Origin of the sequence: Zoogloea sp., assembly GCF_030157465.1 — a bacterium.
GTDB lineage: Bacteria > Pseudomonadota > Gammaproteobacteria > Burkholderiales > Rhodocyclaceae > Zoogloea.
On sequence record NZ_JAOAUU010000139.1, the window covers coordinates 19,065 to 37,150 of the forward strand.

Annotated in this window: 21 protein-coding genes; 16 read left to right on the top strand and 5 right to left on the bottom strand. The window is 64.0% G+C overall.

The annotated features are described in order from the left end of the window. Position 1: 1 nt before the first annotated feature. Complete coding sequence (gene lptG / locus Q1W26_RS17245) at positions 2–1,078, bottom strand: LPS export ABC transporter permease LptG (RefSeq protein ID WP_300442702.1); 1,077 nt, start codon at positions 1,076–1,078, stop codon at positions 2–4. Then, complete coding sequence (lptF, locus tag Q1W26_RS17250; protein WP_300442742.1) at positions 1,078–2,154, bottom strand: LPS export ABC transporter permease LptF; 1,077 nt, start codon at positions 2,152–2,154, stop codon at positions 1,078–1,080. The genes lptG and lptF overlap by 1 nt, the downstream gene beginning before the upstream one ends. Positions 2,155–2,260: 106 nt before the next feature. Here lptF and Q1W26_RS17255 point away from each other — a divergent pair, with 106 nt between their 5' ends. The 4 genes from Q1W26_RS17255 (at position 2,261) to Q1W26_RS17270 (ending at position 7,589) form a co-directional block, all read left to right on the top strand. Then, complete coding sequence (locus tag Q1W26_RS17255) at positions 2,261–3,748, top strand: leucyl aminopeptidase (RefSeq protein WP_300442704.1); 1,488 nt, start codon at positions 2,261–2,263, stop codon at positions 3,746–3,748. Then, positions 3,745–4,176, top strand: coding sequence for a DNA polymerase III subunit chi (locus Q1W26_RS17260; RefSeq protein ID WP_300442706.1), 432 nt, complete (start codon positions 3,745–3,747; stop codon positions 4,174–4,176). Before Q1W26_RS17255 ends, Q1W26_RS17260 begins: the two co-directional genes overlap by 4 nt. Further along, positions 4,173–4,658, top strand: coding sequence for a hypothetical protein (locus Q1W26_RS17265; RefSeq protein ID WP_300442707.1), 486 nt, complete (start codon positions 4,173–4,175; stop codon positions 4,656–4,658). The genes Q1W26_RS17260 and Q1W26_RS17265 overlap by 4 nt, the downstream gene beginning before the upstream one ends. Positions 4,659–4,742: 84 nt before the next feature. Beyond that, positions 4,743–7,589, top strand: coding sequence for a valine--tRNA ligase (locus tag Q1W26_RS17270; RefSeq protein WP_300442709.1), 2,847 nt, complete (start codon positions 4,743–4,745; stop codon positions 7,587–7,589). A 204-nt stretch (positions 7,590–7,793) separates the two neighbouring features. Here the strand turns inward: Q1W26_RS17270 and Q1W26_RS17275 are convergent, their stop codons facing one another. Continuing rightward, complete coding sequence (locus Q1W26_RS17275; RefSeq protein WP_300442711.1) at positions 7,794–8,024, bottom strand: sulfurtransferase TusA family protein; 231 nt, start codon at positions 8,022–8,024, stop codon at positions 7,794–7,796. 262 nt (positions 8,025–8,286) lie between these two features. Between Q1W26_RS17275 and Q1W26_RS17280 the strand changes: the two genes are divergently transcribed. The 7 genes from Q1W26_RS17280 to Q1W26_RS17310 all read left to right on the top strand — a co-directional run bounded on the left by Q1W26_RS17280 (position 8,287) and on the right by Q1W26_RS17310 (position 12,816). After that, on the top strand, positions 8,287–8,640 hold the full coding sequence (locus Q1W26_RS17280) for a roadblock/LC7 domain-containing protein (RefSeq protein ID WP_300442713.1): 354 nt from the start codon (positions 8,287–8,289) through the stop codon (positions 8,638–8,640). A gap of 23 nt (positions 8,641–8,663) precedes the next feature. Then, complete coding sequence (locus tag Q1W26_RS17285; RefSeq protein WP_300442715.1) at positions 8,664–9,128, top strand: PAS domain-containing protein; 465 nt, start codon at positions 8,664–8,666, stop codon at positions 9,126–9,128. Between the two features lie 2 nt (positions 9,129–9,130). Beyond that, complete coding sequence (locus Q1W26_RS17290; RefSeq protein WP_300442717.1) at positions 9,131–9,877, top strand: PhnD/SsuA/transferrin family substrate-binding protein; 747 nt, start codon at positions 9,131–9,133, stop codon at positions 9,875–9,877. Continuing rightward, positions 9,874–10,350 carry a hypothetical protein gene (locus Q1W26_RS17295; protein WP_300442719.1) on the top strand — a complete coding sequence of 159 codons (477 nt, stop codon included), beginning with the start codon at positions 9,874–9,876 and terminating at the stop codon, positions 10,348–10,350. The genes Q1W26_RS17290 and Q1W26_RS17295 overlap by 4 nt, the downstream gene beginning before the upstream one ends. 79 nt (positions 10,351–10,429) lie before the next feature. Next, on the top strand, positions 10,430–11,641 hold the full coding sequence (locus Q1W26_RS17300; protein ID WP_300442721.1) for a hypothetical protein: 1,212 nt from the start codon (positions 10,430–10,432) through the stop codon (positions 11,639–11,641). Continuing rightward, positions 11,631–12,191, top strand: coding sequence for an ATP/GTP-binding protein (locus Q1W26_RS17305; protein ID WP_300442723.1), 561 nt, complete (start codon positions 11,631–11,633; stop codon positions 12,189–12,191). The genes Q1W26_RS17300 and Q1W26_RS17305 overlap by 11 nt, the downstream gene beginning before the upstream one ends. Further along, positions 12,184–12,816, top strand: coding sequence for a hypothetical protein (locus Q1W26_RS17310; RefSeq protein ID WP_300442725.1), 633 nt, complete (start codon positions 12,184–12,186; stop codon positions 12,814–12,816). Before Q1W26_RS17305 ends, Q1W26_RS17310 begins: the two co-directional genes overlap by 8 nt. A 19-nt stretch (positions 12,817–12,835) precedes the next feature. On the opposite strand, the gene Q1W26_RS17315 is transcribed toward Q1W26_RS17310, so the two are convergent. Then, a complete protein-coding gene (locus tag Q1W26_RS17315) occupies positions 12,836–14,278 on the bottom strand; it encodes a M48 family metalloprotease (RefSeq protein ID WP_300442726.1) in 1,443 nt (480 codons plus the stop codon). A gap of 41 nt (positions 14,279–14,319) precedes the next feature. On the opposite strand from Q1W26_RS17315, the gene moaC reads away from it, so the two are divergent. From moaC to Q1W26_RS17340, 5 genes are all read left to right on the top strand, one after another. Then, positions 14,320–14,799 carry a cyclic pyranopterin monophosphate synthase MoaC gene (gene moaC / locus Q1W26_RS17320; RefSeq protein ID WP_300442727.1) on the top strand — a complete coding sequence of 160 codons (480 nt, stop codon included), beginning with the start codon at positions 14,320–14,322 and terminating at the stop codon, positions 14,797–14,799. A gap of 39 nt (positions 14,800–14,838) precedes the next feature. Next, a complete protein-coding gene (gene soxY / locus Q1W26_RS17325) occupies positions 14,839–15,312 on the top strand; it encodes a thiosulfate oxidation carrier protein SoxY (protein WP_300442728.1) in 474 nt (157 codons plus the stop codon). A 12-nt stretch (positions 15,313–15,324) separates the two neighbouring features. After that, positions 15,325–15,642 (top strand): thiosulfate oxidation carrier complex protein SoxZ, encoded by a 318-nt coding sequence (gene soxZ, locus Q1W26_RS17330; protein WP_300442730.1) that lies wholly within the window; start codon positions 15,325–15,327, stop codon positions 15,640–15,642. A gap of 112 nt (positions 15,643–15,754) precedes the next feature. Next, positions 15,755–17,281: a CYTH and CHAD domain-containing protein gene (locus tag Q1W26_RS17335; protein ID WP_300442731.1), complete on the top strand. Its 1,527-nt coding sequence runs from the start codon at positions 15,755–15,757 to the stop codon at positions 17,279–17,281. 71 nt (positions 17,282–17,352) lie between these two features. Further along, the gene (locus Q1W26_RS17340; RefSeq protein ID WP_300442733.1) at positions 17,353–17,805 is read left to right on the top strand and encodes a histidine phosphatase family protein; all 453 of its coding nucleotides are present in this window, start codon (positions 17,353–17,355) and stop codon (positions 17,803–17,805) included. A 67-nt stretch (positions 17,806–17,872) separates the two neighbouring features. Here the strand turns inward: Q1W26_RS17340 and Q1W26_RS17345 are convergent. Further along, the coding region (locus tag Q1W26_RS17345) for an NAD(P)(+) transhydrogenase (Re/Si-specific) subunit beta (protein ID WP_300442734.1) at positions 17,873–18,086 on the bottom strand (214 nt) is incomplete at its 5' end.

The window sequence follows — 18,086 nt, forward strand, 5'->3', positions numbered from 1 at the left end:
CTTAGCGGCGCTCCACCCACCACATCATGCCCATCGCAGCGATCAGGAAGCCAATGCTCGGAGTCAGCGCCGCCACTGCCGGAATCCAGCCGTTGATGACCCCAAGGTTGGAAAACAGGCCGTTCAAAAGATGGAAACCAACGCCGATCATGATGCCCGAGAAGACCTTCAGGCTCACGCCGCCCATGCGCGTCTGCATGTAGCCAAACGGCAGCGCCAAGCCCATCATCACCAGCGCGGCAAAGGGGTAGGCGAGTTTCTTCCAGAGCGCGATTTCATAGCGGCTCGTTCGCTGGTTGTTCTCTTCCAGATGACGAATGTATGAATACAGCGTCTCGACCGACATGCGCTCCGGAACCACCATCAACACCGAAAGCACATCGGGCGTCAGTTCCGATTTCCAGATCAGCTCGGGCAGATTCACGATCTCGGTGCGTTCACCCAGGAAACGCGTTTGCGCTACCTGGCTTAGCCGCCAACCCTCCCGCTCGTCGTAGACACCGGACCCGGCTTCGCTGATGGAAACCAGCACCGACTTGTCGTCGAACTCGTAAATACGGACACCCTGCAGTGACGTGTCGGGCAAGACGTTGCGAACGTTTACAAAACGCAGCCCGTCCCTCACCCACAAACCGGTGCGCAGCTCCTGGGACACCATCGAACGCGTAGCCGCCAGGCGCCATTGCTGGGCGGCCCGCTCTGCCGGTGGCGCCAGGTACTCTCCGAAAATGAAAGTCAGCAATACAAAGACGCTGCCGATGGACAGCAATCCGAGCAGAAAACGCCCGGTAGACAAGCCGGAGGCTCGCAGCACCGTGATTTCGGAATGACGCGCCAGCGTCGTCAGCGAATAAAGCGTACCGATCAGCACGGCGATCGGCATCAGCTCATACACCCGCCCGGGCATGATCATTGCCACATATATGGCGGCCTGATAGAGCTGGTAGCCGCTCTTGCCGATGTCATCCAGCTCATTGACCAGATCGAAGAAGGCGAACAGGCCAAGGAAAGCAACAAGAACCAGAGCCACCGACGCATAGATCTCGCGGCTCAGGTAACGAATGTAAATTGGCATCATCAACGTCTCCGCCAGCGGGCGAACACGCTGATCCGCCGGTAGAACAGGATGGCCAGGACACCCAGCATGGCCAGATGAGGCATCCACAGGCCGACATCGAAACGGATGCGCCCCTGCCCCACCCAAGCCTGGCTGACACTGACGGCATTGCTGTAAATCAGGTAAATGAGAACGGCAAGAATCAGGTTGTTGGTCCTGCCCGCCCGCGGGTTAACGAACGACAGGGGAATCGCAAGCAGCGCCAGCATGGTCGCCAGCAAGGGGGTGCTGACCCGCGCCAGCAATTCTCCCCGACTGCGGTTGTCTGGGCTTTTCAGCAAAGCCGGCAAAGCCATTGTCTTGGGCTGGCGGGGTGTACTGCTCGCCTCTTTTGATTCCATGCGAATCTGGTAGCGCTCGAACTCCATCACCCGGTAGCTGGGGGTACCCGGCGTACCTTCGTAGCGTCGGCCGTTCTCCAGCACGATGAAACGGTTTCCTGCCCCATCGACCTCGGTGTGCCCCTGACTCGCCACCATCACGCCGAGCCGACCATGCTGCATGCTGCTCGCGAAGACGTTGCGCACGCTGCCTTCTCCGCTCGTCAGCGCCTCGACGAAAAACACCCGCTCGCCACCGGACGATTCGCGGAACAGGCCTGGCGCAACGCGGGAAACATCATCCCGGTTACTGAGCTGCGTTTTGTATTCGATGCTTTTCTTTTGAGCCCACGGGGCAACGAACAGCGACAGGATCGCAATAAGGATCACCACCGGAACGGCAAAGCGGAGCACCGGCCGGATCCATGCGGTCAGCGGCAACCCGCTGGAAAACCAGACAACCATTTCCGAATCCCGGTACCAGCGGGAAAGGGTCATGAGGATCGCGATGAACACGGTAAGCGACAGCACCACCGGCATCTGCGCAACGGCACCAAAGCCGATGAGGGCCAGCACCGCGTCAGCCGGCACGCGGCCTCCCGCAGCCTGGCCGAGCAGGCGGATGAGGACCGTGGAAATCAGGATGGCAAACAGCGCCACGAAGACCGCCACGGCGTTCTGTGTGAATTCGCGCTGGGCGGCTCGAAGAAAGATCATGCGGGGGGCAGGTTTTAGCGTCGGAGAGCGGTCGTTTTGACGTCCGTCAGGGTGCCAGCCATAATGGCGCGATGTCCTATTGACGCGTGTTTCCAAGGAGAAGCGGGTGGAATTTACCATAAAGGCCGGATCGCCGGAAAAACTCAAGAGCGGCTGTGTGGTTGCCGGTACCTACGCCAACGGTGATCTGACCGCTGCCGCACGAGCCCTCGACAAGGCCTGCGACGGCGCCATCGCCGCCGTACTGGCTCGCGGCGACCTCGACGACAAGCCGGGCTCGACCCTCATGCTTCACGATCTGGCCGGCATCGCTGCGCCCCGTGTCTTGCTGGTCAGCCTCGGCAAGGCCGACGAACTCACCGACAAAACCTACCGCGATGCGATTGCCGCAGCCGCCAGGCAACTTTCCGGCTCGGTAGCCGGTGACGCGAGCTTCTGCCTTGCCGATGCCGAACTGCCCCACCGCGACCTCGCTTGGCGCCTGGCCCAGGCCGCGCAAATCCTGCGTGACAGCACCTACCGCTGCGACGAGCTGAAATCGAAAAAGGAAGAATCCAGGAAAGGCATCAAGAAGCTCGTCTTCATCGTCAAGGGCAAGGATTCCGAATCCCTCGAGGCCGCCGTGCTGCGTGGCGAAGCGATCGCCGAAGGCGTGGCTCTTGCCAAAACTCTGGGCAACCTGCCGGCCAATGTCTGCACCCCGGGCTATCTCGCCACCACCGCCAAGAAGCTCGCCAAGGATCACAAGATCAAGGTCGAAGTGCTCGAGCGCGACGACATGGAAAAACTCGGCATGGGTTCGCTGCTGTCGGTCGCCCGCGGCTCCCACGAACCGCCCAAGTTCATCATCCTCAACTACAAGGGTGGCAAGGCCAAGGACAAGCCGGTGGTACTGGTCGGCAAGGGCGTCACCTTCGACACCGGCGGCATCTCCCTCAAGCCCGGCGAGGGCATGGACGAGATGAAATACGACATGTGCGGCGCGGCCAGCGTACTCGGCACGTTCAAGGCCATCGCCCGCATGGAGCTGCCGATCAATGTCATCGGCCTGATTCCGGCCACCGAGAACATGCCTGGCGGCTCGGCCACCAAGCCCGGCGACATCGTCACGTCCATGTCCGGCCAGACCATCGAAGTCCTCAACACCGACGCCGAAGGCCGCCTGATCCTGTGCGACGCCCTCACCTACGCCGAGCGCTTCGAGCCGGCCGCAGTGGTGGATGTGGCCACGCTCACCGGCGCCTGCATCATTGCACTGGGCAACTTCACGTCCGGGCTTCTGGCCAACGACGACGAACTCGCTGCCGAACTCCTTGCCAGCGGCCAGACTGCCGGCGACAAGGCCTGGCAATTGCCCCTGTGGGATGAATACCAGGACATGCTCAAGAGCAATTTTGCCGACATCCCGAACATCGGCTCCAAGGGCGCGGGCACCATCACCGCCGCCTGCTTCCTGGCCCGCTTCACCAAGGCCTACAAGTGGGCTCACCTCGATATCGCCGGTACGGCCTGGAAATCCGGTGCTGACAAGGGTGCCACCGGCCGCCCGGTGCCGCTGCTCACCCAGTTCCTGATCGGCCGCGCCGGACAGTGACCGACGTCCGCTTCTACCACAACGCCCCCGACCGCCTGCGCGTGGCCTGCGTCCTTACGGCCAAGGCCAGCGGCGGCGGGCGGCGCGTGGCGGTGTTCGCACCGGATGGCGGCGTGGCGCGGCATTTCGACCAGATGCTCTGGACATTTCAGCCACTCGCCTTCGTACCCCACGTGGCAGCCACATCGCCACTGGCTGCAGAAACGCCCGTCGTGATCGGCGGCGCGCTCGACACCCTGCCCCACGACGACGTGCTGATCAACCTCGGCAACGACCTGCCGGCGGGCTTCGAACGCTTCCGGCTGGTTCTCGAAATCGTCGGCCCGAGCGAAGACGAGCGCCAGGCCGCACGCGATCGCTATCGCCGCTACAAGCAGCAGGGCCACGCACTCGACGCCCACGACCTTGCCCAACGGAGCGGCGAATGAGCACCCATCCGGATTCCGAATTCGAAATCTCCCTCGACGACGAGGACACCGAGCACCTGACAGAAAAGCCAGACGTGCTTGACCGGCACAACGCGAGCCTTGCAGCCGCCCCCGAAGCCGACGACCTGCCTGTGCTGACCGATGTTGTGGACGAGCGCCCCGAACCCTACATCGGCGAATCCGCGCCCATCATCCTCGAGCCTGTCCAGCCCGAGCCTTCGATTTCCGAGGCATTCCCGCCGGCCTTTGCGGCACAACCCGGCCAGGACGAACTGGCCGAACGTCTCGTCGCCCTCGACACGGCAATCAGCCGGCACATCGAGGACTGGGTCGCCAACGAGCTGCCCCAGCTCATCTCGCGCGAACTCGACGAACTGGCCGAACGACTCAGCCACAAGGCCGCCGCCCATCTGCGCGCCAGCCTGCTTCCCCTCGTCTCGTCCGAGATCGCAGACACCCTCGACAGCGAATCCCAGGCCTGATCCGCTATCGCGCAGCAAGTCTTCCCGGCGGGCGGGCCGGGCGCATCCGCTATAATCCGCGTTTTGCCTTCAAAGACAGAACCCATGGAACTGGCCAAGAGTTTCGAGCCGGCGGAGATCGAACGCCGCTGGTATGAGCACTGGGAGTCGAGCGGCTACTTCGCCGCCGGCCTCGACCGCAGCAAGCCTGCCGATCAATCCTTCTGCATCCTGCTGCCGCCGCCCAACGTCACCGGCACCCTGCACATGGGTCACGGCTTCAACCAGACGCTGATGGACGCGCTCACGCGCTACCACCGCATGCGCGGCTGGAACACCCTCTGGCAGCCCGGCACCGACCACGCGGGCATCGCCACCCAGATCGTCGTCGAACGCCAGCTGGACGCCCAGGGCGTCTCCCGCCACGACCTCGGTCGCGAGAAATTCCTCGAGAAGGTGTGGGAGTGGAAAGAGTATTCCGGCGGCACCATCACCCAGCAGATGCGCCGCATGGGCACCAGCCCCGACTGGAGCCGCGAGCGCTTCACGATGGATGCAGGCCTCAACAAGATCGTCACTGAAACCTTCGTTCGCCTCTACAACGAAGGCCTGATCTACCGCGGCAAGCGGCTGGTGAACTGGGATCCCAAGCTGCACACCGCCGTGTCGGATCTCGAAGTGGTCCAGGAGGAAGAGGATGGCTTCATGTGGCACATCCATTACCCCTTCTCCGACGGCCCGATCGGCGAGCTGACCGGCCTCACGGTCGCCACCACCCGCCCCGAAACCATGCTCGGCGACGTGGCCGCGATGGTGCACCCGGAAGACGAGCGCTACGCCCACCTGATCGGCAAGACGGTGCGCCTGCCCCTGTGCGATCGCGATATTCCGATCATCGCCGACGACTACGTCGATCGCGAATTCGGCACCGGCGTGGTCAAGGTGACCCCGGCCCACGACTTCAACGACTACGCCGTCGGCCAGCGCCACAAGCTCGAGCAGATCAGCATTCTTACGCTGGATGCCAAGATCAACGAACACGCCCCCACCAAATACCAGGGCCTCGACCGCTTCGACGCCCGCAAGGCCATCGTGGCCGATCTCGAAGCCGCTGGCGTGCTCGTCGACACCAAACCCCACAAGTTGCAGGTTCCCCGCGGCGACCGTACCGGTGTGGTCATCGAGCCGATGCTCACCGACCAGTGGTTCGTCGCCATGTCCAAGCCGGGCGAGGATGGCAAGTCCATCACGCAAAAGGCGCTGGATGTCGTTTCGTCCGGCGAGATCGAGTTCGTGCCCGGAAACTGGGTCAACACCTACAACCAGTGGCTCAACAACATCCAGGACTGGTGTATCTCCCGCCAGCTCTGGTGGGGCCACCAGATTCCGGCCTGGTACGGCATCGACGGCGAATGCTTCGTTGCCCACAGCGAGGAAGAAGCCCGCGCCCTGGCTGACAAGGCCGGCTACCCCGGCCCGCTGACCCGCGACCCGGACGTGCTCGACACCTGGTACTCGTCCGCCCTGTGGCCCTTCTCCACGCTCGACTGGACGCCCGAATACCCGGCCAAGTCGAACGACGCGCTCGACCTCTACCTGCCCTCCACGGTGCTCGTCACCGGCTTCGACATCATCTTCTTCTGGGTGGCGCGCATGGTCATGATGACCAAGCACATCACCGGCAAGATCCCGTTCAAGCACGTCTACGTGCATGGCCTGATCCGCGACGCCGAAGGCGCCAAGATGTCCAAGTCGAAGGGCAACGTGCTCGACCCGATCGACCTGATCGACGGCATCGGCATCGACGCGTTGGTGGCCAAGCGCACCACCGGCCTGATGAACCCCAAGCAGGCTGCCAGCATCGAGAAGAAGACCCGCAAGGAATTCCCCGAAGGCATCCCCGCCTTCGGCACCGATGCCCTGCGCTTCACCTTCGCCAGCCTCGCCAGCCCCGGTCGCGACATCAAGTTCGACATGAGCCGCTGCGAGGGCTACCGCAACTTCTGCAACAAGTTGTGGAACGCCACCCGCTTCGTGCTGATGAATGTCCAGGGCCACGACCTCGGCCTCGAGCACAAGCAGGACGGCCCGTCCTGCGGCGGCAACGGCCCGCTGGAATTCTCGTTTGCCGACCGCTGGATCGTCAGCCGCCTGCAACGCGTCGAGAAGGACATCGAGCAGCACTTCGGCGAATACCGTTTCGACCTCGTTTCCAAGACGATCTACGAGTTCATCTGGGACGAGTACTGCGACTGGTACCTCGAGCTCGCCAAGGTGCAGATCAACACCGGCACCGAAGCCCAGCAGCGCGGCACCCGCCGCAGCCTGATCCGGGTTCTCGAAACCATCCTGCGCCTGGCCCATCCGCTGGTTCCCTTCGTCACCGAAGAGCTGTGGCAGACCGTTGCCCCGCTGGCCGGCCGCAAGGATGTGGACAGCCTGTGCCTGGCCCGCTACCCGGAAGCCGACCTGGGCCGCATCGACGAAAAGAGCGAAGCCGACGTGGCCGAACTCAAGAGCCTGATCGGCGCCTGCCGCAACCTGCGTGGCGAGATGAACATCTCCCCGGCCCAGCGCATGCCGCTGATTGCCAGCGGGAACGCCGCGCAGCTGAAGAAGTTCGCACCCTACATCGCCGGCCTCGCGAAGCTGTCGGAAGTTCAGGTGGTGGACGAGATCAGCGGTGAAGAGCTGGCGCCGGTGGCCATCGTTGGCGAGCAGCGCCTGATGCTGAAGGTTGAAATCGACATCGCCGCCGAACGCGAACGCCTGTCGAAGGAAATCGCCCGCCTCGAAGGCGAGATCGTCAAGGCCCACGCCAAGCTCGGCAATGAAAGCTTCGTTGCCCGCGCGCCGGCCGCCGTCGTGGCCCAGGAAAAAGACCGCCTGGCCAATTTCAGCGCCACCGTCGACAAGCTCAAGCAGCAGCTCGCCAAACTGCCTGCGGCGTAAAACCGCAGCATTCTGGCAACCCGGCACATCCACAAGGCTCACCTGAGTTCCGCCTTGTGGATGTCCGGAAAGCATAAAAAAATCCGGCACCCCAAGCAGGTTCCGGATTTTTTTTGGCTGGCTGCCAGGAGGGCAACGACACCTTGAACGTCAGCGCATTGCACGCAATGCGTAGCCCTTTTCTAGTGGAGCGATCCCGCCAGCCTATTTGCGCTGCAGGAAAAACTCATAGGCCTTGTCCGGCAATTCATTCTGGGCCAGCAACTGATTCCCGGTCTGCTTGGCGAAGGCTGCAAAATCCTTCACCGAACCCGGATCGGTGGCCACAACGCGCAGCACTTCGCCGGCCTTCATCTCCGCCAGGCCTTTCTTGGCGCGCAGAATGGGTAGCGGACAATTCAAGCCGCGGGCATCCACTTCCTTGTCAAAATTCATCGTGCAACTCCAGCCTTACAGAGACAATCAGCTTTCAATTTTAACCTGCAACCCGCTCCTGCCTGATAACAACGTCACGCCACGCAAAATGCCCGTTGAAAAAATTGCCGGACATTTGTGAAATAATGACAACTCGAAAATATTGTCATAAACGGAACGATACCCTGCAGTGCAGTTCAATCTGCATAGCCAGTACGCCTCCGTACCCCACCAAACAAATTCACCCCCCCTTTTTTCAAGGTACTGCACGATGCGCTCAAACATGCTCCAAACGGTTCTCAACGACCTGAACGGCACCTCCGCTGACATCGAGGCTTCGGCCATCATTTCGTCCGACGGCCTCATGATGGCCGCCCTGCTCCCCAACACCGTGGACGAAGACCGGGTCGGCGCCATGAGCGCGGCCATGCTCTCCCTCGGCGACCGCACAGCACGCGAACTTTCCCGCGGCGGCCTGGACCAGGTTCTGATCAAGGGCGAAAAGGGTTATGTTCTGATGGTTCAGGCCGGCGCCGACGCGGTGCTTACCGTCATGGCCAAGCCAAACGCCAAGCTCGGCCTCGTCTTCCTCGACGTCCGTCGCGCCGCCGACGCCATCGGCAGGATTCTCGGCTGAAGGGAAACACCGCGGTGAAGGACATGGATCCGGCCCAGGTATCGGGCAAAACCTCCGAACACGTTCTGACATACGCCGATGGCTCCCGTCGGCGCGTCTTCGTGACCCTAGTGGAAACCCCCTATCCCCATGGCAAGCTGATCGTCTCGCGGACGGACACCCTCGGAAACATTACCCAGTGCAACCCGTCCTTTGTAGAAATGTCCGGCTACACGGAAGCCGAAATCATCGGCCAGCCCCACTGCATCCTGCGTCACCCGGACATGCCCGCAGCCGCTTTCCGCGATCTGTGGGACACGGTCAAGGCCGGGCGCCAGTGGAACGGCTATGTCAAAAACCTGCGCAAGGACGGTGGGCACTACTGGGTCTATGCCACGGTCGTCCCCAACATCCGCGACGGGCAGATCGTCGGCTTCACCTCTGTACGACGGGAGCCCTCCCGCGAGAAGGTCATCGCCGCGGAAGTGCAGTACCGGAGCCTGAGCTGATCATGACTTTCAATCTCACGGTAAGCCCAAGCTTCCCCAACGAACGCATTTCCGACTGGTACATCTTCAACACCTGGCTTCAGCGTGCCCTCGGCCTGCCCATCCACCTCGAGCTCTACGACAGCTTCGGCGCCCAGCGGGCGGCCATCGGTGAGGGCAAGGTCGACATGATCTACGCCAACCCCTTCGATGCCTCGCTGCTGGTACGTGAAAAGGGCTTCAGGGCCGTCGTGCAGCCCGAAGGCCAGCCGGACGAAATGCTCATCATTGCCGCCGCGGAAGGCCCCTCCTCCGCGATGACCGCGTTGCGCCCAGGCACCCGCCTGGCCTGCAGCGACGACCCCTGCGTCAACACGGTCGGGCGCATCCTGCTGGAGCCCGCCAACCTTGACGCCGGTAACACTATCGAGCACCGTCGCGAAACCTACATCCAGGTGGCGCGCGAAGTCCTGCGTGGTGAAGCCGACATCGGCTTCCTGCCCGTCGACGCCTTCAACGCACTATCGTCCATCGTCCGGCGCGATCTACAGGTTCTCGTCACCAGCCAGTTGCACGTGATCCGTCACGTCTTCCTCGTCGGCCCTGCGCTCCACGAGCGGGCCAACGAAATCACCGCACTTCTCGCTTCCATGCACGAAACCGAAAAGGGCCGCGGCATCCTCGAAGCCCTCGGCGCCCGCCGCTGGCAGGCCGTGCAGCGCGAAGACGTGGAGTTCATGATCGACATCATTTCCACGCTGACCCAGTGAAACCCTTCGTCACCGATCCGGCCCGGCCGGACCGAATCCGCCGCCCGGCCCCCCCGGCCGTCTTCGGGCTTCCGGTTCGCACCCTCGCCATCGCCTCCCGCTGGCGCTCCCCGGCAACGGGCGCACTGCTGGCCGGTGAGATCGGCCGCAGTCCGGGCAACCTTCACCTGCATGTCCAGCGCATCTCGCTTTGGCACAAACTCGACGCCGCCGCAGCCACCGCCGCAGCGGTCGTCGACCTCTGGATCGTCCTCGGCTCGCGCGGACTCGACCTGCGCACGCGCATGCTGCGCAACCACTACACCGAGCTGGAAAGCTGCGAACTCGGGCTCTATCTCGCAGCCCGCCTCACCGACGGCATCGACCGCCACGACCCGCGGATAGCCCTGCCGGGCGCCGTGCTGGCCCGTCCGGTGGAAGGCGCCAGGATTTTCCTGCACCATGACGTCAAGTCCGGTCCATCCTTGAGCTGAATCCCACGCACGCAGCCCCACGCCCGTCACCCCGTATCCAGCCAATGCCCCGTGCTGTCCCGCCCCTCCCAAGCCCCTCATGAGTCGCCATACCATTCTCCCGGGCCAGCCCCTCACCGCGCTTTACCTGCTCCACGTGGGCAGCATGGACGCGCGACTGATCGGGCTTTCCGTCGAACGCCACTGGAAACACACAGTGCATCTGGCGAGCAGCCTGGAGAGCGGCCGGGTCGTTCTCATTGATTGCGACCGCCCCGGCGTTGAAGCCGCCTTCGAACAACTGGCCCCGCATCCACGTACGGGAGTCGTCTGCTACGCCTTTCACCCAAAAGACCACGCGCAGCGCTTTCCCAACCGGGTCATCCTCGGCAAGCCGCTCAACCTCGAGGCCCTGCCCGGCATTCTCGCCAAGGCCGCCGCGGAAAGCGCGCGAATAATCGCAGCGCCGCCGCGACGCGTGGCCCCGGCACACGACAAGCCCCCCGCCGAAGCGGCACAGCCCACCGAAACGCCGCCCTCCCTCGGACACGGCCTGCAAACCGAAGACGAGCGCGATCTCTGCGGCGTCATGGACGATCTACCGGCGGTCCCCACCGGCCCGCTGCCCGAGCGGCTGTTCTTCAACCCCGACGAATACCTCATCGGCCACCTGCAACGCGCCATCGAACAAGCCGCCAGCAGCGGACGCCCCCACCTGATCGCCGGCCTGCCCCGGCTCATCGGCGTGCGGCCGCTGCCCGTCCCGGCCTGCATCACCGATTTTCGCGACAACCAGTTGCGCCCCCTGTCGATGGCCCAGCTCCCGCCGACCACGGCCCGGCTCATCAGCGCTTCCAGCCTCACCAACCACGGCAGTGAAACCGTCAGTGCGTCCGAAGATTTTCTCTGGAATGTCGCGGCCTGGGCTGCCCGCGGGCGGCTACCCGAAGGTGCCGACCCCTACAAGCCGGTTCGCCTGCGCGCCTGGCCCAACTTCACCAAAGTCTTCATGTCACCGCACGCGCTGCGCATCAGCGCCCTGTGGGTACGCACCTGGGCCAGCCCGGTGGAAATCGCTGCCCGCCTCGGCATTCCGCAGCGCTACGTTTTCTCGGTGTTCTCGTCGGCGCGTTTCGCTGGGCTGCTCGACAGCACCCCGCCGGTGCGTTCCGGGTCAACTCCGCAACCCCATGCGTCGTCTTCGGCAAGCACCCCCACCGGCAGCGCGACGAGCGAACCCGTCACCCGCCAGCAACCTCAACGCCCTTCGATTTTGTCCCGAATTCTCAGGAAACTTCTCAATGCGGTCTGAACGCGCCCGCCACAACAAGATCATCTTCTCGGGCACCGTCGGCGCAGGCAAAAGCACTGCCATCAACGCCCTGAGCGACATCCCGCCGGTCAGCACCGAAGCGCTCGCCAGCGACGACACCGCCAAGCTCAAGAAGACCACCACCGTCGCCATGGATTACGGCGTGCTCAACCTCCCGGATGGCGAGAAAGTCATGCTCTACGGCACCCCGGGCCAGGAGCGCTTCAGTTTCATGTGGGACATCCTGTCGGAAGGCGGGATAGGCCTCGTCTTGCTGATCAACAACGCCAATACCGACCCGCTTTCAGACCTCAAGGGCTACCTAAACGCCTTCAAGGATTTCATCGCGGGCACCGCCGTCACCGTGGGCGTCACTCACATGGACCGGGCCGAAACGCCGGGCCTTGACGCCTACCGGGCCACGCTTGCCGAACTCGGACACCAGCCCGTGCCCGCCGTGTTTCGCGTCGACGCCCGCAGTCGCGACGACGTCGCGATGCTCGTCAAGGCGCTCCTCTACACCCTCAACCCCGGCCTGATCGATGCTTGAAATCATTCCCGGCTCCTACCTCACCGTAACGCCTTACGGCGCCTGGCGTGCCGTGGCCCGCGCCGACGAAAGCGTCGATCGGCGCATCCTGCTGGCAGTCCTCCGCGAAAGCATGAGCCCGCTGCTGAGCCCCGAAACACTCGGCAACTGGGCCGGCGAAGCCGATCCGGCAGAGGCCCTCGACGCACTGCTGCGCCTGCAGGAAGGGGCCTGCCTCGAAGCCTGGACAAGCCCCCGCACCGCACCACTCGGCACCCTTGAATCAACCCTGCCAAAACTCCTCGGCACCCTCAGCGACAGCGGCCAGGCGGTGCTTGCCGACAGCATGGGCTTTTGCCTCGGAATGGCCGGGTACCCTGGTGAAACCGGCGAAGCGCTGGCCGCCCTGGGCGCCGACATCCTGTCGGTGGCCGAACGCCAGTTCGTCGCCCTTGCAAAGCTGGGCGACCACCTCCTCGACGGCTGGGGCAACGTGGACGCGGCCGGCATCAGCGGCTTGAGCTTCTGGCCGATGCACATCGGCCGCACCCGCCTCGCGCTCACGGTCAGCGGCCGCCCGCGCTTCAACCAGCAAGCCTTCGCCGATCTGGTCTGGGCGCTCTACGTGCGCTACGGCGAAATCTAGTCTCCGCAGTCAGGGCAGTTCAGCGCGGGTTGTTTTTCATCTCGCGCATCTGCTCGGCCAGCAGCGCACGCACGTCGCGCAGGCGAGAGTCCACGGCCGACTGCTCGAAAAAATCCCCGTCGCCGGCCGATTGCGCGAGGGTGAGCTGCTCGACAGCCGCCGCATAGCTGCCGCGAATCGTGTATACCTCGGCCAGCGAACGATGCTGGGCGAGGCGCATCCCAAGCGCCGCCTCCGCCCGTGCCCGCAGCTCCCAGAGGGTCGCGTTGTCGGGCGTGGTCAGCACTTCGGCCTTCACTGCAGTCAGTGCCTCGGCCGGGCGCCCGGAGTCGATCAAGGCCTCGAGCTCGCCGTAAAGCAGGCGACGGGACTGGGGAAAGCGTGCCTTTCCCTCACGGAACACTTTCGCCGCACCGGCCGGATCGCCCTGGGCCAGGCGCAAATCCCCCTCCAGCCCGGCGATCATCGCCGACACCTCGTGCCGTTTGCGCACCTCGACCATCGCCCGCTCCGCGTCGGCCAGGCGCCGCACACTGAGATAAGCCCGGACAAGCCCGTACTGGGCCGCGAACGACGGATTGCTCACCCGCGCCGCCCGCTCGAACTCCTCGAGCACTTCCCGTGAGGCCTGGCGGCCCGCCTTCAGCTTGGCCCGGACCAGCTGAAAATCAAGGGAATCCGGCACCTGGCGGTAGGGCATCTGAGCAATCCGGTTCTCCATTTCGGTGATCCGGTCACCGGTCAGCGGGTGAGTGCGCATGTAGGCCGGCGCGTTGTTCTCGTAGAGACGGCTGTTTTTCTGCAGCCGCTCGAAGAATCCGACCATGCCCCGCACGTCAAAACCCGCCGCCGCAAGGTTCTGCACACCGAGACGGTCGGCCTCGTTTTCGAAATCCCGCGAGTACGACAACTGTGAGCTCAATCCGGCCGCCTGCCCCGCCATGATCGCCCCCTGGCTCACCTGGGAACTCGACTTGGCAGCCAGCACGGCCACCAGCAACGAGGCCAGCATCAGCAGCCCGGTCTGGCTCTGCTTGCCGACCATCCGTGCAATGTGCCGCTGGGTAACGTGCGCAACCTCGTGGGACAAAACCCCGGCCAACTCCGACTCGCTCTGGGCTGCGAGGATCAGGCCGGTATGCACGCCGATGTTGCCGCCGGGCATCGCAAAGGCGTTGAGCGACGGGTCGCTGACACCGAAGAACTGGAAGGACAGGCCGGCACCGGCACCCGCCGCAACCAACCGCTCGCCGATCCGGTTGAGGTAATCCTCGATTTCCGCATCACGCAGATAGGCCGGGTCGCGCCAGCGAATCTCACGCATGATTTGCGCGCCGAGACGCTGCTCGGCAAGCGGCGACAGATCGGTGGATGCGTTGTCACCCAGGTCAGGCAGGTTCTGGGCAAGGCCGCGGGGCACCATGGCCACGCACAAAAGGGCGGCGATCAGACGTTTTTTCACGGTGCTATGATAGTCGATCCCCTTTTTCAGTTCCCCGCGCCATGAGCGATGTCTTCACCCATTTCGACGCCCAGGGCCAGGCCCACATGGTGGACGTCTCCGCCAAATCCGAAACCCGTCGCGTTGCCCGCGCAGAAGGCCGCATCGTCATGGAGCCGGCAACACTGGCCCGGATTCTCACCGGCGACAACAAGAAAGGCGACGTGATCGGTATCGCCCGGATCGCTGCAATCCAGGGCGCCAAGCGCACCGCCGACCTCATTCCCCTGTGCCACCCCATCCCTCTCACCCGGGTCACCGCCGACTTCATCGCCGAGGGCGACAACACCATCCGCTGCACGGTCACCGCCGAAACCGTCGGCCGCACCGGCGTCGAGATGGAAGCCCTGACCGCCGTTCAGGTTGGCCTGCTCACCATCTACGACATGTGCAAGGCCGTCGACCGCGGCATGACCATGGAAGGCATCCGCCTCCTGGAAAAGGAAGGCGGCAAGTCGGGGCACTGGAAGGCAGAAGCTTGATCGCGGAATACGCCGGCTCAGCGCACGGAAGGTAAAAGCATGAAGCATGTGGCACGTCGTCATTTCCTTCAGGTCTTTGGCAGCGGCACCGCACTGTCGCTGCTTGTCGGCAGCGGGCTGCTCAAACCCGGCATGGCCCTCGCCGTGGACTTCAACCGCAGCGCCTTCGAGGCCAAAACGGCTGCCGATGCACTGCGTCTGATCGGCGCCGCCGGTGCCGAAACCAGCCCGGATATCCTTATCAAGGCACCCGAAATTGCCGAAAACGGTGCCGTCGTGCCTATCGAGGTAACAAGCCGGATTCCCGGCACCACCCGCCTGTCGGTGCTGGTGGACAAAAACCCCTACCCCCTCGCCTTGCAGTTCAATTTTGCAGCCGGCGCCACCCCGACGTTTCAGGCAAAACTCAAAATGGCCGAAACCTCGCGCCTGCGTGTTGTTGCCAGTGCCGCAGGCCGGCACTACACCCTCTTCCGCGAGGTGAAGGTGACCGTTGGCGGCTGCGGCGAATAGGAAACAGATGCCATGTCCGATCCGATCAAGTTTCGCGCCACCGTCAAAGGCAGCACCGGCGAAGTCCGCGTGCTGATGCCCCACCCCATGGAATCCGGCCTGCGCCGCGCCCCGTCGGGCCAGCTCATCCCGGCCAGGCACATCACGTCGGTGGTGCTCAGCCTGAATGGCCGGCCGGTCATCGAAGGCGCACTCGGCTCTGCCGTCTCGGCCAACCCGCTGTTTGCCTTCCAGCTCGAAGGGGTCAAGGCCGGCGACCAACTCGCCGTTGCCTGGCAGGACAACACCGGCCAACGCGGGAATGCGGAAACCGTCTTCTCGGCGGCCTGAACACATCTGCAGGCTCCTCTGAATGTAAAAGCACCGCGCAAGACAGCATCGCGCCTTCGGGACTAGAATGGCCCGCGCCCGAAGTCCGGACTCACCGCCGGGCGCGTACCCCATGACAACCGATGGCACGACCATGAGCCACGAAATCGAACTCAAGCTGACCCTCCCGACCAAGGCGCTGCCCGCGCTGCGCCGCCATCCGCTGATCGCCGACGCACCCCGTGAAGGTCGCGCCTGCACCCTCGAAAACACCTATTTCGACACCCCCGAACTGGAACTGCGCGAACGTCGCATGGCCGTGCGCACCCGCAAGGCCGGCACGCGCTGGCTTCAAACGGTGAAGTGTGCAGCCCAATCCGCCGGCGGCCTCTCGTCACGCCCCGAGTGGGAACAGCCTTACGTCAACGGCAGCTTCGATTTCTCGGCCATCGACCGGGACGACGTACGCACTCGCCTCGAAAACCTGCAGCCGAGCCTCGTGCCGGTATTCACTACCCACTTCAAGCGCGAAACCTGCATCCTCACCCCCCGGGACGGCGTCAAGGTTCTTGCGATGATCGACAACGGCAGCATCGAGGCCGGCGGGCACAGCCGCCCGCTGTGCGAACTCGAACTCGAACTCGTCGAGGGCGACCCGAGCGAGCTCTACGCCCTTGCCCTCACGCTGGCCGAAACCCTGCCTCTTACGCCTGAAAACGTCAGCAAGGCCGAGCGCGGCTACCGCCTGTTCTCCAACCATGCGCTGCGTCCGGCCAAGGCCCGCCCGTCACGGCTCACCCCGGAACAATCACCGGTGGACGCCTTCCGGCTCATCGCCTTCGATTGCCTCTCCCTGTGGCAAACCAACGAATCCGGCGCCCGCGAAAGCGACGACCCCGAATTCATCCACCAGCTTCGCGTTGCCCTGCGCCGCCTGCGCTCGGCGCTGCGCCTGTTCGGCCCGGCCCTGCCCCAGCAGTTCGTTGAACGCTGGTCACAGGGGCTCAAGGAAGCCGCCGACGGCCTCGGCGCCGCCCGTGACCTGGACGTGATGCTCGCCGAAGTGCTGAGCCCGGTAGCCGAATCGGGCCTTGCCGACGACGCCACCCAGCGCCTTATCGCAATGGCCGTCGACCGTCGCGATCGGGAGAAGACCGCCGCCCGCGAACAACTGCTTGCCGCGAGCCACGGCCGCCAGATGCTCGCGCTTGCCGCCGAACTCTACGCGCTGCAGAGCGACTCGCTGGTCAAGTCCGCCAACCTCACCACCTTCGCCCGCCTGCAGCTCACCCAGCTCAGAAAGCGTGCCCGCAAACGCTACACGGCGGCCGCCGAACTGCATCCCGAAAAGCTCCACGAACTTCGCGTCTCCCTCAAGCGCCTGCGCTACGCGATCGAATTCCTGCTTCCGCTGCTGCCCGAAAAGGCCACCGTGCGCTTTGCCAACGACATTGCCGAAATCCAGGAAACCCTTGGTTACCTCAACGACGAGGCCGTCGCCCGCAGCCGCCTGAAGGCCTGGGCCGGCAAGGATCCCGAGCTGCGCAGCGGAGCCGCCTTCGTCGCCGGCTGGCACGCGCCAAAGATCGCCCGCCTGCGCAGAAACGTGCTCCCGGCCCTCGAGCCCATCCTGTGGGGCAAAGCCCCCTGGCGGCGATGACAGATTCACCGTCCGGTAATCTTCCCGGTCCAGAATATCGCGCTCACAAGAATGACGAGGAGACGATAAAAATGGATCTGCTGCTGTGGCGCCACGCCGAAGCCGTGGAGGGGCTGCCCGACAGTACCCGCGAACTGACCGAGCGGGGCGTCCGCCAGGCCCACAAGGTAGCCGAATGGCTGGAAAGCCGCCGTCCCAAAAAACTGCGCGTGCTGGTCAGCCCCACGGTGCGCACCCGCCAGACGGCCAGCGCCTTCACCAAGGATTTTAAAATTGTTCCCGCCTTGGGGCCGGGCAACGACATCTCCAGCATCCTCGGCGCCTGCGGCTGGCCCGGTGGCGGTGGCTCCGTGCTGGTCGTCGGCCACCAACCCGAACTCGGCCGTCTCGCCGCCCTGCTGCTCTCCGGCCAGGAAGCCGACTGGACGATCAAGAAAGGCGCCCTGTGGTGGTTCTCAAACCGCGTGCGCGAAGGCGAAACACAAACGGTACTGCGCGCGGTAATGCCGGCCGATCTGGTCTGAAGACAGATTGCCGGGTCAATAAAATTAAAAAAGCCATCCGAAGATGGCTTTTTTTATGTGCCGTCGGTTAAACCGACATGGCCTTCACGTGCTGGATGACTTCGCCAATTGCCTGCTGGGCCGAGCCGTATAGCAAGCGGGTGTTGTCCTTGTAGAACAGCGCGTTCTCGATGCCGGAGTAACCCGTGCCCTTGCCGCGCTTCACGACGATGACGTTCTGCGCCATATCGGCGTTGAGAATCGGCATGCCGAAGATCGGGCTGGATTTGTCGGTGCGGGCC

Bases quoted from the DNA above. Each gene is read 5' to 3' on its own strand.
- lptG (WP_300442702.1), bottom strand. From the start codon at position 1,078: ATGATGCCAATTTACATTCGTTACCTGAGCCGCGAGATCTATGCGTCG.
- Q1W26_RS17340 (WP_300442733.1), top strand. From the start codon at position 17,353: ATGGATCTGCTGCTGTGGCGCCACGCCGAAGCCGTGGAGGGGCTGCCC.
- Q1W26_RS17285 (WP_300442715.1), top strand. From the start codon at position 8,664: ATGGATCCGGCCCAGGTATCGGGCAAAACCTCCGAACACGTTCTGACA.
- Q1W26_RS17270 (WP_300442709.1), top strand. From the start codon at position 4,743: ATGGAACTGGCCAAGAGTTTCGAGCCGGCGGAGATCGAACGCCGCTGG.
- moaC (WP_300442727.1), top strand. From the start codon at position 14,320: ATGAGCGATGTCTTCACCCATTTCGACGCCCAGGGCCAGGCCCACATG.
- Q1W26_RS17265 (WP_300442707.1), top strand. From the start codon at position 4,173: ATGAGCACCCATCCGGATTCCGAATTCGAAATCTCCCTCGACGACGAG.
- lptF (WP_300442742.1), bottom strand. From the start codon at position 2,154: ATGATCTTTCTTCGAGCCGCCCAGCGCGAATTCACACAGAACGCCGTG.
- Q1W26_RS17275 (WP_300442711.1), bottom strand. From the start codon at position 8,024: ATGAATTTTGACAAGGAAGTGGATGCCCGCGGCTTGAATTGTCCGCTA.
- Q1W26_RS17335 (WP_300442731.1), top strand. From the start codon at position 15,755: ATGACAACCGATGGCACGACCATGAGCCACGAAATCGAACTCAAGCTG.
- Q1W26_RS17305 (WP_300442723.1), top strand. From the start codon at position 11,631: ATGCGGTCTGAACGCGCCCGCCACAACAAGATCATCTTCTCGGGCACC.
- soxZ (WP_300442730.1), top strand. From the start codon at position 15,325: ATGTCCGATCCGATCAAGTTTCGCGCCACCGTCAAAGGCAGCACCGGC.
- Q1W26_RS17290 (WP_300442717.1), top strand. From the start codon at position 9,131: ATGACTTTCAATCTCACGGTAAGCCCAAGCTTCCCCAACGAACGCATT.
- Q1W26_RS17300 (WP_300442721.1), top strand. From the start codon at position 10,430: ATGAGTCGCCATACCATTCTCCCGGGCCAGCCCCTCACCGCGCTTTAC.
- soxY (WP_300442728.1), top strand. From the start codon at position 14,839: ATGAAGCATGTGGCACGTCGTCATTTCCTTCAGGTCTTTGGCAGCGGC.
- Q1W26_RS17280 (WP_300442713.1), top strand. From the start codon at position 8,287: ATGCTCCAAACGGTTCTCAACGACCTGAACGGCACCTCCGCTGACATC.
- Q1W26_RS17310 (WP_300442725.1), top strand. From the start codon at position 12,184: ATGCTTGAAATCATTCCCGGCTCCTACCTCACCGTAACGCCTTACGGC.